Here is a 15,257-nt window from a genome sequence, read left to right as displayed (position 1 = left end):
CGGTCAGAGAGGTGGGCGGCGGTAGCCGAAACGGGTGGCCTGCTCGAACGCGTGCCCCACCTCGAGCACCCGGCGGTCGGCGCGCGGCGGGCCCACGACCTGCAACCCCACCGGCAGCCCGTCGGGCGTGAAGCCGCCGGGCACCGACAGCGCCGGGCAGCCGGTGGGGGAGAGCAGCGTGCAGGAGCGCATCCAGGCCAGGTAGTCCTCCTGCGGCTCCCCGGCGATCTCGGTCGGGTACTCCAGCTCCACCGGGAAGGGCAGCACCTGCGTCGTCGGGCAGAGCAGCACGTCGAAGCGGGTGAAGAACTCGACGATCCGCTCGAACAGCGTCGTGTGCTGCCGCTCCGCCCGCGCGAGGTCGGCGCCGGTGAGCCGCGCGCCGAGGGCGACGTTCCAGCGGATCGTCTCCTTGACCTGGTCGGGATGCCGGCGCACCAGGTCGGAGAAGGTGGCGTCGAACAGCCAGGCGCGCAGCGTGCCGAACACCTCGTCGGCGCCGTCCAGGTCCGGGCAGGCCTCCTCGACCGTCGCACCCAGCGACTCGAGCACCGGCAGGGACGCCGTCAGCACCGAGGTGATCGCGGGGTCGACCGTCACCCGCCCACCGAGCGACGGCGCCCACGCCACCCGCAGCCCGTCCAGCCGTTCCGGCAGCGGCGCGGCGAACGCCGCCGGGTCCTCCGACAGGGAGAGCGGCACCCGGGGATCCGGCCCGGCCAGCACCGACAGCTGCAGCGCCACGTCGGCGACCGTGCGGCCCATCGGCCCCTGCACCGACAGCGTCGACCAGCCCATCGGCGCGGGCCACGTGGGCACCCGGCCCGGGGTGGGCCGGAGCCCGACCACGTTGCACATCGCCGCCGGGTTGCGCAGCGAGCCGCCCATGTCGCTGCCCTCGGCCAGCGGCACCAGCCCCGCGGCCAGGGCCGCCGCCGCGCCGCCGCTCGACCCACCGGCCGACAGCCCGTGCCGGTAGGGGTTGTGGGTCGCCCCGAACACCGGGTTGACGGTGTGCGAGCCGGCCGCGAACTCCGGCACGTTCGTCTTGCCCACGCGGATCGCGCCCGCCGCCCTCAGCCGGGCCACCACCAGCTCGTCGCGCAGCGGCACGGTGTCGCGGTGCAGCGGTGACCCCCAGGTCGTCCGCATGCCGCCGGTGGCGTGCGTGTCCTTGTGCGCCACCGGGAGCCCGTGCAGCGGCCCGAGCGGGTCCCCGGCGGCCTGCGCGGCGTCGGCCGCGTCCGCGGCCGCGCGGGCACCCTCGGCGTCCAGGGTCACGACGGCGTTGAATCGCGGATCGAGCCGCTCGATGCGGGCGAGGTGGGCCTCGAGCAGCTCCCGCGCCGACACCTCCCCGGCCCGGACCAGTGCCGTCAGCTCGGTCGCGGGACGGGTGCAGAGCTCGTCGTCGGGGGTCACCGGACCAGCGTCGCAGAAACCCGGGTGCGCGCGACCCGCGTCACCGGTGAACGATGGAGGCGATGAGCGACGAACGAACGACCCCCGGCGACGAGCCCGCCGCCCCGGACGAGCACGCCAGCTTCGAGGCCCTCGGTCTGCGCCCGGAGCTGCTGAAGGCGCTGTCCGCCCTCGGCTACGAGGAGCCCACGCCCATCCAGCAGGAGGCGATCCCGCCGCTGGTCGAGGGCCGCGACCTGCTCGGCCAGGCCGCCACCGGCACCGGGAAGACGGCGGCCTTCTCGCTGCCGGTCCTCCAGCAGATGTCCGCCCACCGCCGGGAGAAGCCGCCGGTGGCGCTGGTCCTCGTGCCCACCCGCGAGCTCGCCGTCCAGGTGTCCGAGGCGCTGCACAAGTACGGCCGTGACCTCGGCGCCCGCGTGCTGCCGGTCTACGGCGGCGCGCCGATCGTGCGCCAGCTGCGCAGCCTCGAGTCCGGGGTCGACGTCGTCGTCGCCACCCCGGGCCGCGCCCTGGACCTGCTCAACCGTGGCGCCCTGCACCTGGGCGAGATCGGCACCGTCGTGCTCGACGAGGCCGACGAGATGCTCGACATGGGCTTCGCCGAGGACCTCGAGGCGATCCTCGACGAGACGCCGCGGGAGCGGCAGACCGTGCTGTTCTCCGCCACCATGCCGCGCCGGCTGGACGCGCTGGCCCGCCGCCACCTGAGCGACCCGGTGCGGATCACCATCGCCAAGGAGAAGGCCGCGGCGGGGGAGGCCCCGCGGGTGCGCCAGACCGCCTACGTGGTGCCCCGGGGCGCGAAGCCCGCCGCGCTCGGCCGGGTCCTCGACGTCGAGGCGCCCACGGCGGCGATCGTGTTCTGCCGCACCCGCGAGGAGGTCGACACCCTCACCGAGACGCTCAACGGCCGCGGCTACCGGGCCGAGCCGCTGCACGGCGGCATGAGCCAGGAGCAGCGCGACAAGGCGATGGGCCGGCTGCGCAGCGGGACGGCGGAGCTCCTCATCGCGACCGACGTCGCCGCCCGTGGCCTGGACATCGAGCAGCTGACCCACGTCGTGAACTACGACGTCCCCTCGGCGCCGGAGTCCTACGTGCACCGGATCGGGCGGGTCGGGCGCGCCGGGCGCGAGGGCGTGGCCATCACGCTGGCGGAGCCGCGCGAGCACCGGCAGCTCAAGACGATCGAGAAGGTCGCCGGCGCGACGATCTCGGTGCAGACCGTGCCGACCGTCGCCGACCTGCGCGCCCGGCGGCTGGACCTGACCAGGGCGGCGCTGCGGGAGAGCCTGCTCGGCGACGAGCTCGACCGGTTCCGGGTCGTCGTCGAGACCCTGGCCGACGAGTTCGACCTGATGGAGGTCGCCCTGGCGGCGGTCAAGCTGGCGCACGAGGCCGGGGGAGGGGTCGACGACGACGAGGAGATCCCCCAGGTCGGCTTCCGGCCGGACTCCGGCGGGCGTCCCGACTCCCGGGGCGGCAACCGGGGCGGTGCCGGCCGGGCCGATGCGGGACGGCCGCCGCGGCGCTCCTCCGGTCCGGCGGGCCGGCTGTTCGTCGGTCTCGGCCGCGAGGCGGGGATCCGTCCGGGCGACCTCGTCGGCGCGATCACCGGCGAGACCGGGCTGACCGGCCGCGACGTCGGCTCGATCGAGATCCACCAGCGGTTCGCGCTGGTGGAGGTGCCGGAGGCGGCGGTCGACGACGTCGTCCAGGCCCTGCGGGCCACCATGATCAAGGGCCGGAAGGCGACGATCCGCCGGGACCGCTCCTAGACCGTGCCCTCGGCAGGCACGGTCGGCGGGACCCGGTTGGGGCCCGCCTCCCGCGGACGCGGTCGGTCCTGGCGGTGCAGCCGGACGGCGACGAGCGCGACGTCGTCCTCCGGCCGCCCGTGCACCAGCCGCTCGAGGAGCTCGTCGAGCAGCTGCTGCAGCGGCAGGCCGGCGAGGTCGATCAGCGCCTCGCGCAGCCGGTGGATGCCCTCGTCGAGATCGGCATCCCGGCGCTCCACGAGGCCGTCGGTGTAGAGCAGGACGGTCGACCCGCGGTCCAGCGTGATCACCGACTCCCGGCGCCGGCTGGCCGCGTCGACGCCGAGCAGCAGGTCGCCGTTCCACTCCGCCAGCTCCGCCACGCTGCCGTCGGGGTTGATGACCAGCGGCGGGAGGTGCCCCGCGTTGGCCCAGCGCATGCGGGTGACGCCGCGGGCGAGCTCGTCGGGCGTCTGCTCGAACCGGGCCACCGCCGCCGTCGCCAGGGTCTGCATCTGCAGGGTGGTCATGGAGGTGTCCAGGCCGCGGAGGACCTCGACGGGGCCCGCGTCGCTGTAGGTGGCGATGCCGCGCAGCAGCCCGCGCAGCTGGCCCATCGCGGCGGCGGCCTCGGTGTCGTGGCCGACGACGTCGCCGATGACCAGCATCGTCGTCCCGCCGGGCTGCATGAAGGCGTCGTACCAGTCGCCGCCCACCCGGGCGGCCTCGGCGGCCGGCAGGTAGCGGACGGCGATCTCTGCGTGGTCGGGCTCCGGCGGCTCGGTCAGCAGGCTGCGCTGCAGGCCCTCGGCGAGCTGCTGCTGGGCGCTGTAGAGCCGGACGTTGTCCAACGCCAGACCGGCGCGGTCGGCCACGTCCTGCGCCGTGCGCAGGTCCGCCTCCCGGACCGGGGTGCCGTCGGCGTAGAACACGGTGAGCAGGCCGACGACCCGGTTGCGGCCGCGCAGCGGGATCACCACGGCCTCGCGGGGGGCCAGCTGCAGCAGCACCTCGCGGATCTCGCCGTCGGGGAACATCTCCCGCACCTCGGGGCCGTCGCGGCGGATCATCTCGCCCGTCCGCAGCGCGACGGAGGCGGGGGAGTCCGGCGGCATGGCGTCCAGGCGGAGCTCGGTGTACCGCTCCAGCCGCGGGCGCATCTCAGGGTCGGCGTGCCAGCAGCCGACGTCGCGGGGCCGGCCGTCGGCGTCGACGACCGTCACGATGCAGAAGTCCGCGAGCGCCGGGACGACCAGCTGCGGCAGGTGGGCCGTCGCGGCGAGCGGGTCGAGCGCCCCGGCCAGCTCCGCGCTGACCTCGGCCAGCAGCGCCAGCCGCCGGGTGGCGTCCTCCGCCTGGGCCTTCGCCGCCCGTCGGTCGGTCACCTCGAGGAAGTAGACCGACAGCCCGTCGGGCGTCGGCCAGGCGCTCACCTCGTACCAGCCGTTCAGCGGCGCGGGGTAGTGCGCGTCGAACAGGATGGGTTCGCCGCTGCTGACCGCCCGGTGGTAGCTCGTCTCGAAGACGCTGCCGACGGCCGCGGGGAACGCCTCCCAGAGCACCTCGCCCAGCAGCTCGTCGCGGCTGCGCCCGAGCAAGCGCTCGGCCTGCGCGTTCACGTGGGTGAACCGCCACTCGCGGTCCAGGGAGTAGAAGCCGGCCGGCATGGCCTCGAGCACCCGGGTCACGCGCGTCGAGGCCTCCCGCTCACCGGTGGTGTCGTAGGCCGCACCGATCAGGTGGTGGGTGCGCCCGTCAGGGCCCAGGACGTGCCGCCCGCGGGCGTGGATCCATCGGGTCTCGCCTCCGGGGAGGACGATCCGGTACTCGACGTCGTACTCGCCGCGCGTGTCCACGCTCGCCTGCAGGGCGTCGGCGTGCCACTCCTCGTCGTCGGGGTGCACGCGGGCGTTGAAGGCCTCCAGCGACTCGCTGAAGGTGGCCGGGTCGTAGCCGAACATCCGCTGGAGCTGCTCGTCCCAGAGGAGCACCCCGCTGGAGGGCTCGAAGTCGAAGGTGCCGACCTCGCCCGCCTCCTTGGCCAGCTCCCAGCGCAGCCGCTCGCTCTCGTACTGGCGGAGCAGCGCCGACAGCTGGAGCTCGGTCATCACCGATCCGGCGAGCTGGCGCAGCGTGGCGATCTCCGACGGCGCCCACGGCCGGGGGTCCTCGTCGAAGACGCAGAGCGCGCCGATGGCGTGGCCGTCGGTGTCGGTCAGCGCCGTCCCCAGGTAGGAGCCCACCACCCCGGCGCGGACCGGGGCCAGGTCGCGCACGCGCGGGTCCAGGCGCGCGTCGCTGACGACGAGGGACTCGCCGGCCGGCATCGCTGCCGTGACCGAGCACAGCGACTCCTCGAGCGGACCGGTGGTGCCGACCGCGGCGGCCCCGGTGCCGGCCTCGACGTGCTGGAGGTCGGTCAGCAGCGAGACCTGGCTCCCCGACGTCCCCAGCAGGCGGGCGGCGAGCCCGGCGAGCCGGTCGAGGCCGGGGCGGTGCCCGCCCGGGAGGATCCTGCGCGCGGCCTCCACGCGGGAGGGGTCGAGCCGGAGCTGGGCTGCCGCGCGATCGCCGGAGGAGGCCTCCGCGGTGACCGTGCGGTCCGTGGATCCGTCCACCGATGCCCTTCTGACCGGCTGTCGCCGGAGAGTCCTCGACCAGCCGCACCGCGCTGTTCGAGTGAGTGGCCGGACCAGTTATGCCATGGCTCGCGTGTTGTGCGCAACCAACCGGGCGGATTGCGAGCGACGTCTCGTGATCAGGCCGGCACCACGAGGGTCAGCGCCGTGCCGCCGTCGTGTTCCACGTGCAACCCCGCGCGCCGGAGCAGCGCGCGCAACCGCACCACGTCGGCCGGCTCGGCCGTCGTCGTGGCGAGCAGGCGGGCCAGCCGCCCCTTGTGCGCCTTGTTGAAGTGCGAGACGACGGCGCGCGTCCCGTCCGCGCGCTCGCTCAGCACGTCGACCGTGACCGCCCCGGGCACGGGGGCCAGCGCGGCGTAGGACCCGCTGCGCAGGTCGACGACGAGCTGGTCGACGGCGGCCAGCACCGGGGAGAGGGCCGGCTTCCACAGCGCGCGCAGCGTGGGGAGCCCGGGCAGGGCCGAGCCCGCGGACAGCCGGTAGGCCGGGATCCGGTCCCCGGCGGCCACCAGACCGAACAGCGCCGATCCCACGGCCAGCCGCCGGTCGGCGCGGGCGCGCTGCGCCTTGGTGAGGGATCCGACGTCGAGGGCGTCGTAGAGGACGCCGGTGTAGCGCTCCACCGCCGGGCGGGTGGGACTGGTCCACAGCTCGGCGTTGCGGGCGATCTCCCCGTCCTGCTTGGGCGACAGCCCGAGGGCGGCGCGGGCGGCCGGGACGTCGCCGGCCAGCTTCGCCAGCGCGTCGGCGAGCTCGCGGCGGACGCCGGTCAGCTCGGGTGCGGTCAGCGCGGCGAGGTCGAGCGGAGCACCGTCGCCACCGGGGGCCTTGGTCTCCGAGGGCGGGAGCAGGACGAGCACGAGGAGGAACGGTACGTCCCGCCGTCCTCAGGTCCAGTACAGGAGCCGGGCGTCGGGGAGGCGGGCGGACAGCGCGTCGGTGAACCACCCGCGGAGCTCGCCCATCGTGTCCTTCGGGTAGACGTGCTTGACGGCGCCGAACCTGCCCCGCTTCGTCGTCCGCTTCTCCTCGTCCATCTCCAGCCGGCTGCGCGGGTACCACTCGGTCAGCGTCGCCTTGCTGCCCGGCGTGAACCGGTGGGTGATGCACTCCACCGTGAGGTCGGCGCCGGTGGGGACCGCGGCGGCGATCCGGTCCAGCAGGTCGCCGTACTCCTCCCGCCACTGCTCGCCGGGCATGATCGGTGCGATGACCACGCCGACGGGGTAGCCGGCGCGGGCGACGGCGGACAGCGCCGCGAGGCGGCCGTCGACCGGGCTGGTAGCGGCCTCGAAGCGGCGGGCCACCGACGCCGCGTTCACGGAGAACCGCAGCCGCGTGCGACCGGCGTGCGGCAGCTCCAGGAGGCCCGCGACGTCGTCGAACTTCGTGGTGGCCCGTAGCTGGACGGGACCGGACCAGTCGTGGGTGCCGACATGGGTGATCGCCCGGGCCAGCCCGCCGGTGAGGTGCTCGAGGGCCAGCGGGTCGGTGTAGCAGGAGGCCTCGAACGTCGTCCCCTCGCCGCCGCGCTCGGCGGTACCGGAGGTGATGGCGCCGCGACCGACGTAGGGGTCCAGGCCGTCGAGCACCTCGTCCAGGTCGGCGAAGACCCGCGTGATGGGCGGGCCGCTGAGCGAGCCGGCCAGGTAGCAGTACTGGCAGTGCGCCGGGCAGCCCTCCGCGAGGTCGAAGCGCCAGTCGGCCGAGGGCGGGATGGGCTGCAGCCGCCGGCGGGAGGGTGCGCCCACCACCAGGGCGAGGGTGTTCTTCGCGCGCATGAAGGCGGCCCGGTCGCCGTCGCCGCGGAGGTTGGGCAGGCGGTCGCCGCGGAGCAGCTCGACGTCCTGCACCCCGGCCGACTGCAGCCGCTCCAGGACGTGCTGGCCGTAGGGCCGTTCGGCGGCGGACCGGGTGACGAGGACCCGGGCCGGGGTCCACAGGCGGGTGGGGGCGGGCGCTGCGACGGCGGTCATCGCAGGGTGCAACGCCTGTGCCCGGCGAGGACGACCCCGGTCAGGGGGTGAGGTCGACCACCACGGGCGCGTGGTCGCTGGCGCCCTTCCCCTTGCGCTCCTCGCGGTCGATGAAGGCGTGCTCCACCCGGGCCTCGAGAGCGGGGGAGCCGAGCACGAAGTCGATCCGCATGCCCTCGCGCCTCGGGAAGCGCAGCTGCGTGTAGTCCCAGTAGGTGAAGACGCCGGGACCGGGGGCGTGCGGGCGCACCACGTCGGCGTACCCGGCGTCGACGATCGCCCGGAAGGCGGCGCGCTCCGGCGGCGAGACGTGCGTCGAGTGCGCGAAGACCGCCATGTCCCAGACGTCGCCGTCCTCCGGGGCGATGTTCCAGTCACCGACCAGGGCCACCTGCGCCGCGGGGTCCTCGGCCAGCCAGCCTGCCGCGTTCTCCCGCAGCGCCGACAGCCACTCGAGCTTGTACTGCAGGTGCGGGTCGGCCAGCGTCCGCCCGTTGGGCACGTAGAGGCTCCACACCCGCACCCCGCCGCAGACGGCGCCCAGCGCGCGGGCCTCGGCCGTGGGCTCCTGCCCCTCCTTGGCCGCCCAGGACGGCATGCCCGGGAAGCCGGTCCGGACGTCGTCGAGGCCTACCCGGGAGACGATCGCGACACCGTTCCACTGCGAGTGACCCACGTGCGCGACCTGGTAGCCGAGGTCGGTGAACCGATCGTGAGGGAACTGGTCGTCGCGGCACTTGGTCTCCTGCAGCGCCAGCACGTCGACGTCGTGCCGCTCGAGGAAGGCGGCCACCCGGTCGACACGGGTACGGATGGAGTTCACGTTCCAGGTCGCCAGGCGCACGGGACCCGAGCTTACGGAGCGCCCCGCGCCGTCGGTGCGGCGCGGCGCCCTCCCGGTGTCCCCGGATCGGGCGGTCCCGGGGGGCGGCCCCCCGCCCAGGCCCCCTACCTGGCCGGACGGTGAGAACATGGGCGGATGAGCGGGCGGCGAGAGGTGACGAGGTGACCGCCGGTACGGCTCCGGTCGCGCCCGAGCAGGACGGTCGGGCATCCCGTGGCGGCGCCCGCCGCGCACCCCGCAGCTTCGGGTCGGCGCTGGGCTGGACCGCGCTGGGAACGCTCCTCCCGGGCGTCGGCTACCTCGCGGCCGGCCGCCGCCGGCTGGGCGCCGTCGTGCTCGGGATCTTCCTCGTGCTCGTCGCCGGCGTGGTGTGGCTGGCCACCGGCGGGCGCCGCTTCGCCGCCCGGACGGCGGTCGACACCGACGTGCTGCTCTGGGCGACCGTCGGCATCGGCGTCCTGGCGCTGCTGTGGGTCGTCGTCGTCGTGACCGGCTACCGGATGCTGCTGCCGCGGCCCACCTCGGGCGGACGGCACGTGGTCGGTGGCCTGCTCGTGGCGCTGCTGGTCGCCGGCATCGCCGCTCCGGCGGTCCTGGCCGGGCAGTTCGTCGCCACCTCCCGCGGCCTGATCGACGGCGTCTTCGCCGACGACCGGGAGTCCGCGACCGTGCCGGACGGCCCGGACCCGTTCGGCTCGAAGGACCGGGTCAACGTGCTGCTCCTGGGCGGCGACGGCGGCGAGGGGCGCGAGGGCGTGCGCACCGACACGGTGATCGTGGCCAGCACCGACACCGAGACCGGTGACACGGTCCTCTTCAGCCTCCCCCGCAACCTGGAGGACCTGCCCTTCCCGGCCGACAGCCCGTTGGCCGAGGTCTACCCCGAGGGCTTCGACGCCGGCAGCGAGAGCGAGAGCCTGCTCAACGCCGTCTACCGGAACGGACCGGCCGAGTTCCCCGACATCCTCGGCCCGACCGACGACCCGGGCGCGGACTTCCTCAAGCTCGGCGTCGGCGAGGCGCTCGGCCTGCCGATCGACTACCACGTGCTGGTCAACCTCGAGGGGTTCAGCCGGCTGGTCGACGCCCTCGGCGGCATCACGGTGAACGTCAACTACTACGTGCCGGTCAACGGCATCCCCGACAGCCGTGAGCTGCCGGACGCCTACATCGCGCCCGGGCCGGACGTGGAGATGGACGGAGCCACCGCGCTGGCCTTCGCCCGCGGCCGGTTCGGTCTCACCGACTACGACCGCATGGCGCGCCAGCGCTGCACCATCGACGCCATCGTGGACGCCGCGGACCCGGTGACGCTGCTGCAGCGCTACCAGGAGCTCGCGTCCACCACCGAGGACATCGTGAGCACCGACATCCCGCGGTCGGTGCTGGACGACTTCGTCGACCTGGCCTTCCTGGTGAAGGACGCCGAGCTGCGCAGCGTCGTCTTCGACGAGGAGGTCATCGACCCGGCCTACCCGGACTACGAGCGGATGCGGCAGCTGGTGCAGGACGCCATCGCGCCACCGGCCGCCCCGGAGCCGGCTCCGGAGCCCGCCCCCTCGCCGGCCCCGGGGGAGGAGCCGCCCGCGCCGGACCCGGTGACCGACGTCGGCGACGCGTGCGCCTACGACCCGGTGCGCGCCCAGGAGGCCCGGGCAGCGGGGGAACCGCCGACCAAGCAGGGCTGAGCCCAGCCCCTCACAGCCGCACGTCGTCGAGGGTGCCGAGCTGCACCCAGGACGCCGGGCGGCCGCCCGGACCCGGGGCCCGGTCGGTGCCGGCCGGGACCGGCAACCGGTCGACGGCGGCCAGCGCGGCCAGGTCCACGCCGGCGATCGCGGCGATGTCGGCGATGGGCACCTGGAAGGTGCGGTAGGCGCCCAGGGGCGGCGGATCGCCCGCCGCGGCCGCCTCGGCGACGGCGGCCGCCAGGTCGTCGACCAGCGGGGTCTGGTCGAGCAGGTAGCCGGTGGCGGCGAGCGCGCCGTCCTGGACGAACGCCACCACCTTCCAGAACAGCAGCGGGATCGCGACGCCCCGGTAGGGCGGATCGGCCGGGTCCAGGACGGGTCCGGCCAGCACGACCAGCTTCCGGTCGTGCACCTCGGCGTGCTCCTGGACGTGGTCCTCCAGGCCCAGCCACAGCTGCCTGCCCTGGTTGAACAGCGCCGCCTGCGGAGCCGCGTTCGGGTAGTGGAACGAGTCCGCGTTGGCCTGCTCGGCCTCGGCCTCGTCGCGTCCCCAGCACGCCGAGGCCCGCCGCACCAGGTGCCCGCGGTCGAGGTCGTTGCGCGCGTAGACGGCGGCGCCGGCCTGCTGCTCCGCGGGCAGCCGGGGGTCCAGGGACCACTCGATGCCCTCCCGGTCGAGGCTCCGCAGCCGGGCGCCGTCCATGGCCAGCGCGGTCACCGCCGCCAGCCGCCGGTCGGGCCGGTGCAGCACCGTGAAGTGCGTGTAGGGCAGCGGGACGGTCGGGTGCCCGGTGGTGAGCGCCGGCAGGGGGACCGGGAGGCCGAGGAAGCCGGGGTCGTACCCGCGCCGGTCGGACAGGTCGTCGTCCCGGCGCAGGGCCTCCGATGCGGTCATGGCGGAACGCTAGGCCCATCGCCGCGCGACCGGGGGTGCGCGGGTCGCGCCCCGGGGCGGCGTCCCGGCGTGTCGGGACGGGGCGGAGAATGGCCGCGTGCCCGCCGCAGTCGTCCGTCCCGTTCCCGAAGTCGACGACGCCCTGCGGGCCGAGCTGCTGGGGTGCTGGACCGACGTCTCCAACGCCGGCGGCGCCGTGGGGTTCGTGCCCCCGGTGACCCGGGACGACGTCGCCCCGGTGCTCGACCGGCTGCTCGACGGTGTGCGGTCGAGGCGGGACGTGCTGTGCGTGCTCACCGTGGACGGGGCGACCGCGGGGTTCGCCGCGCTGGTCGGGGCGACCGGTCCGCTGCGGCAGCACTGGGGGACCGTGCTGCGCGTCCAGGTGCACCCGTCCCGCCAGGGTGAGGGCCTGGGCCGGGTGCTGATGGACGGCGTGCACGAGATCGCCCGCACCCGCGGCTGGGAGTTCCTGCACCTGACCGCGCGCGGTGGCACCGGGGTCGACGTCTTCTACCGCCGGCTGGGCTACCGCGAGGTGGGCCGGCTGCCCGGCGCCATCCGGGTCGCCCCCGGCGACGACCGCGACGAGATCTCGCTGGTCCGGTCGCTGCAGCTCTGAGTGCAGCCGGCGCCCGTCAGACCTGGACCGGCGTCTCTCCCCTGGCCGCCATGCGGGCGCGGAGGCGCTCGCGGCTCTCCACGAACCGGGTGGCCTCCGCGTCGAGCCCGGTCAGGAACGCGGCCAGCTGCTCCCGGGCCTGCTCGCCGGCCGGGCCGAGGTCGCTGCGCTCGAAGACCTTCCAGGTGCGCAGGATGGGGCTGACCACCTCGTCGTGGTGCAGGCGCAGGTCGTAGATGCCGGCTTTCGCGATGATCGTCGAGTTGCGCCGGAAGTTCGCCATGTTCGCGCCGGGCATCTCGAAGGTCATGACCTCGCGGGCCACGGCGGCCATGGTCGCGTCGGGATCGATGTCGAACGCCGCCGTCACCAGGTTGCGGTAGAAGATCATGTGCAGGTTCTCGTCGGTGGCGATGCGGGCCAGCAGCTTGTCGGCGACCGGGTCGCCGGTGGCCCGGCCGGTGTTGCGGTGCGACACGCGGGTCGCCAGCTCCTGGAACGAGACGTAGGCGACGGCCTCCAGGGGGGTCTTGTCGCCGGAGTCGTAGCCGGTGGTCATGTAGTCCATCCGGGCGCGCTCGAGCTCGACCGGGTCGACCCCGCGGGTGACGACGAGGTAGTCGCGCAGCGCGATCCCGTGCCGTCCCTCCTCCGCCGTCCAGCGGCCCACCCACTGGCCCCAGGCGCCGTCCCGGCCGAACCGGGTGGCGATCTCGCGGTGGTAGCTCGGCAGGTTGTCCTCGGTCAGGAGGTTGACGAACATCGCCGCCTTGGCCGTGGCGTCCAGCCGGGACTGCTCGGGCGACCAGTCCTCGCCCCCGAGGAAGGCGAAGTTCCGCCCCTCGTTCCAGGGGACGTAGTCGTGCGGGTGCCACTTTTTGGCCATCCGGATGTGGCGGTCCAGGTTCTCGGCGACGACGGGCTCGAGCTCGATGAGCACTGCTGCGTCCGGGGATGTCCTGGGCATGGTGGCCTCCGGGGTGACCCGGCCGGTGCCGGCGCGGTCCCCGCCACCGTAACCCCCTCCGCCGGTGCGCGGGCGGCTCTGGCACGGTGATCGCATGTCCGCGCCGCAGCCGTCGCCCACCGCCCGCCGCGAGCGCCTGGTGGGGCTGCTCGTGCTCGGCATCGCCTTCGTGCTGCTCGTCTCGTCCCCGACCTGGTTCGCCAGCGACCGGACGGGCGTCGGGGTGGCCCAGGTCGTCGTCGCCGCGTTCCTCGCCGGGGTCGGCGCCGTCCTGCTGAGGCGCGCCTCCCGCTGAACCCGGCGTTGCGGGCTCATGTGACCCGCAGCACACTCGCGTCCGACGGACCGGGTGGACGGAGGGGCTCGATGAAGCTGGCCAAGCAGGAGCTGGTGCGCGTGCTGCGCACCGAGGGTGACAACGACACGGCCGAGAAGCTCGAGGGCAGCGGGCTGCCCGAGGAGCTGGACACCGACCGCGACGCCGAGGGCCTCGCCGCCATCGGCCTGGACCGCACCACGCTGATGGCCAAGCTGGCCGGCGGCTCGCTGGGGACGACGCTCACGCCCTGAGCCGGCGAGGTGTCGGGGCGGCCCCGGTGCAGGGGCCCGCCGCGAGCTCGCGAGTGGTGGGGGGCAGCGGGGTCCTTTCTCAGCCGGTGAAGGGGCGCTCGCGGGCGAGCTCCTCCTTGGCCACGCCGCGGATGTGCACAGCGTCGGGGCCGTCGACGATCCGCAGCGTGCGGGCGCTGGCGTAGAAGCGGGCCAGGACGGTGTCGTTGCTGACGCCGGCGCCGCCGTGCACCTGGATCGCGCGGTCGATGACGTCGAGGGCGACCTTGGGCGCGGCCACCTTGATCGCCGAGATCTCGGTCTTCGCGCCCTTGGCCCCGTACTTGTCGATGAGGTCCGCGGTCTTGAGCACGTAGAGACGGGCCTGGTCGATCTCGATCCGCGACAGGGCGATCGCCTCGCGGACGGTGCCCTGGTCGGCCAGCGGGCGGCCGAAGGCGACCCGGTTCTTGGTGCGCTCGACCATCAGCGCCAGCGCGCGCTCGGCCATGCCGATGGCGCGCATGCAGTGGTGGATGCGGCCGGGGCCCAGTCGGGCCTGGGCGATCATGAAGCCGTCGCCCTCGCCGGAGAGGATGTTGCTCACCGGCACCCGCACGTCGGTGAACCGCAGCTCGGAGTGGCCGTGCTGGTCCTGGTACCCGAACACCGGCAGGTGGCGGATGATCTCCAGCCCCGGGGTGTCGCGGGGGACCAGCACCATCGACTGCTGCCGGTGCGGCGGGCCGTCGGGGTCGGTCTTGCCCATGACGATGAAGATCTGGCAGCGCTCGTCGGCGGCGCCGGAGGTCCACCACTTGCGGCCGTTGATGACGTACTCGTCGCCGTCGCGGACGATCGACGTCTGGATGTTGCGGGCGTCCGAGGAGGCGACGTCGGGCTCGGTCATCGCGAAGCCGGAGCGGATCTCGCCCTCCAGCAGCGGGGTGAGCCACCGCTCCTTGTGCTCGGGGGTGCCGAACAGCATGAGGGTCTCCATGTTGCCGGTGTCCGGCGCGCCCACGTTCATGGCCTCGGGGGCGATGACGGGCGACCAGCCGGTGATCTCGGCGACGGAGGCGTACTCGAGGTTGGTCAGCCCGCCGACCTCGTGGTGGAAGAGGTTCCACAGCCCGCGCTTGCGCGCCTCGGCCTTGAGCTCCTCGAGCACCGGCGGGTGCTCGTGGTTGTCGTGCCCCCGCTCGGCGCGCCACTGGTCGTAGACGGCCTCGGCGGGGAACACGTGCTCGCGCATGAAGTCCCAGGCGCGTGCGCAGACGTCCTCGGCCTTGGCGGAGAGAGCGAAGTCCATGCCCGCAACGTAGCGCCGGACGTGACGGTCGTCGCACCGGGGGGTCGGTCGTCCCCCGCCCCGGAAACGGCGCGAGCCGGGCCCCGCCGCCCCCGAGGGGACGTGCGGAGCCCGGCTCGCACCGGGTGCCGGGTAGGTCAGACGCGCCGGTTGTCGACGGCGTTGCGGACCGGCAGCAGGGCGATGACGAGGCCGACCAGCGCGGTGGCGATGTGCAGCACGTTGTCGGCGCCGTTGATGCTGAGGAAGTCCCACTCCTTGCCGATGGCGAGGAGGCCGTAGACGAAGGCGGCGCCGTAGCCGACCGCGAGCAGCCACCCGTAGGTGCGGGCACCCGCGAGCGTCTGCGAGAGCGCCAGACCGGCGATGCCGATCAGGATGTGCACGACGTTGTGCATGCCGTTGATCTCGAAGAACAGGAGCATGTCGCCGCTGTCGTGGGCGAAGAAGTCGTCGAAGCCGGTGATGAAGAACCCGACGATCCCGACGAGCAGGTAGATCGCGCCGAAGGCGAGTCCGAGGATCTCGGGGACGGTCTTGCCCCGGCCCGTGGCGTTGTGGCCCGAAGCGGCCATGA

The 15,257-nt window shown here is 74.4% G+C and carries 14 protein-coding genes; 5 read left to right on the top strand and 9 right to left on the bottom strand.

Annotated features, from left to right (window positions below; genetic code table 11):
* Window positions 1-3: 3 nt before the first annotated feature.
* Window positions 4-1,422, bottom strand: a complete 1,419-nt coding sequence (locus DQ244_RS07810) for an amidase (protein WP_113810913.1) — start codon at window positions 1,420-1,422, stop codon at window positions 4-6.
* A gap of 62 nt (window positions 1,423-1,484) precedes the next feature.
* Between DQ244_RS07810 and DQ244_RS07805 the strand changes: the two genes are divergently transcribed.
* Window positions 1,485-3,203 (top strand): DEAD/DEAH box helicase, encoded by a 1,719-nt coding sequence (locus DQ244_RS07805; RefSeq protein WP_113811124.1) that lies wholly within the window; start codon window positions 1,485-1,487, stop codon window positions 3,201-3,203.
* Here DQ244_RS07805 and DQ244_RS07800 read toward each other — a convergent pair.
* The 4 genes from DQ244_RS07800 to DQ244_RS07785 all read right to left on the bottom strand — a co-directional run bounded on the left by DQ244_RS07800 (window position 3,200) and on the right by DQ244_RS07785 (window position 8,644).
* A complete protein-coding gene (locus DQ244_RS07800) occupies window positions 3,200-5,800 on the bottom strand; it encodes a SpoIIE family protein phosphatase (protein WP_113810912.1) in 2,601 nt (866 codons plus the stop codon). The two genes, DQ244_RS07805 and DQ244_RS07800, sit on opposite strands and share 4 nt — an antisense overlap.
* Window positions 5,801-5,940: 140 nt before the next feature.
* The gene (gene yaaA / locus DQ244_RS07795) at window positions 5,941-6,684 is read right to left on the bottom strand and encodes a peroxide stress protein YaaA (RefSeq protein ID WP_113810911.1); all 744 of its coding nucleotides are present in this window, start codon (window positions 6,682-6,684) and stop codon (window positions 5,941-5,943) included.
* 27 nt (window positions 6,685-6,711) lie between these two features.
* Window positions 6,712-7,800 carry a radical SAM protein gene (locus tag DQ244_RS07790; protein ID WP_113810910.1) on the bottom strand — a complete coding sequence of 363 codons (1,089 nt, stop codon included), beginning with the start codon at window positions 7,798-7,800 and terminating at the stop codon, window positions 6,712-6,714.
* A 40-nt stretch (window positions 7,801-7,840) separates the two neighbouring features.
* A complete protein-coding gene (locus tag DQ244_RS07785; protein ID WP_113810909.1) occupies window positions 7,841-8,644 on the bottom strand; it encodes an exodeoxyribonuclease III in 804 nt (267 codons plus the stop codon).
* Window positions 8,645-8,805: 161 nt separating this feature from the next.
* On the opposite strand from DQ244_RS07785, the gene DQ244_RS07780 reads away from it, so the two are divergent.
* A complete protein-coding gene (locus tag DQ244_RS07780) occupies window positions 8,806-10,332 on the top strand; it encodes an LCP family protein (protein WP_113810908.1) in 1,527 nt (508 codons plus the stop codon).
* A gap of 10 nt (window positions 10,333-10,342) precedes the next feature.
* On the opposite strand, the gene DQ244_RS07775 is transcribed toward DQ244_RS07780, so the two are convergent.
* Window positions 10,343-11,230, bottom strand: a complete 888-nt coding sequence (locus DQ244_RS07775; RefSeq protein WP_113810907.1) for a DNA/RNA non-specific endonuclease — start codon at window positions 11,228-11,230, stop codon at window positions 10,343-10,345.
* Between the two features lie 97 nt (window positions 11,231-11,327).
* Between DQ244_RS07775 and DQ244_RS07770 the strand changes: the two genes are divergently transcribed.
* Window positions 11,328-11,852 carry a GNAT family N-acetyltransferase gene (locus tag DQ244_RS07770; RefSeq protein ID WP_113810906.1) on the top strand — a complete coding sequence of 175 codons (525 nt, stop codon included), beginning with the start codon at window positions 11,328-11,330 and terminating at the stop codon, window positions 11,850-11,852.
* A gap of 16 nt (window positions 11,853-11,868) precedes the next feature.
* On the opposite strand, the gene DQ244_RS07765 is transcribed toward DQ244_RS07770, so the two are convergent.
* Window positions 11,869-12,819, bottom strand: coding sequence for an acyl-ACP desaturase (locus DQ244_RS07765; RefSeq protein WP_113811123.1), 951 nt, complete (start codon window positions 12,817-12,819; stop codon window positions 11,869-11,871).
* Window positions 12,820-12,913: 94 nt separating this feature from the next.
* Between DQ244_RS07765 and DQ244_RS07760 the strand changes: the two genes are divergently transcribed.
* On the top strand, window positions 12,914-13,114 hold the full coding sequence (locus DQ244_RS07760) for a hypothetical protein (protein ID WP_113810905.1): 201 nt from the start codon (window positions 12,914-12,916) through the stop codon (window positions 13,112-13,114).
* Window positions 13,115-13,185: 71 nt separating this feature from the next.
* A complete protein-coding gene (locus tag DQ244_RS07755) occupies window positions 13,186-13,389 on the top strand; it encodes a hypothetical protein (RefSeq protein WP_113810904.1) in 204 nt (67 codons plus the stop codon).
* A gap of 79 nt (window positions 13,390-13,468) precedes the next feature.
* Here DQ244_RS07755 and DQ244_RS07750 read toward each other — a convergent pair whose 3' ends face one another.
* Both DQ244_RS07750 and DQ244_RS07745 read right to left on the bottom strand, forming a co-directional pair.
* Window positions 13,469-14,680 carry an acyl-CoA dehydrogenase family protein gene (locus DQ244_RS07750; RefSeq protein WP_113810903.1) on the bottom strand — a complete coding sequence of 404 codons (1,212 nt, stop codon included), beginning with the start codon at window positions 14,678-14,680 and terminating at the stop codon, window positions 13,469-13,471.
* Between the two features lie 137 nt (window positions 14,681-14,817).
* Window positions 14,818-15,255, bottom strand: a complete 438-nt coding sequence (locus DQ244_RS07745) for a DUF4383 domain-containing protein (RefSeq protein ID WP_233491248.1) — start codon at window positions 15,253-15,255, stop codon at window positions 14,818-14,820.
* Window positions 15,256-15,257: the final 2 nt, after the last annotated feature.

Origin of the sequence: Blastococcus sp. TBT05-19, assembly GCF_003319095.1 — a bacterium.
Taxonomy (GTDB): Bacteria; Actinomycetota; Actinomycetes; order Mycobacteriales; family Geodermatophilaceae; genus Blastococcus.
Note: the sequence above shows the minus strand (reverse complement) of the source record. Positions and strands in the feature narration are given on the sequence as shown.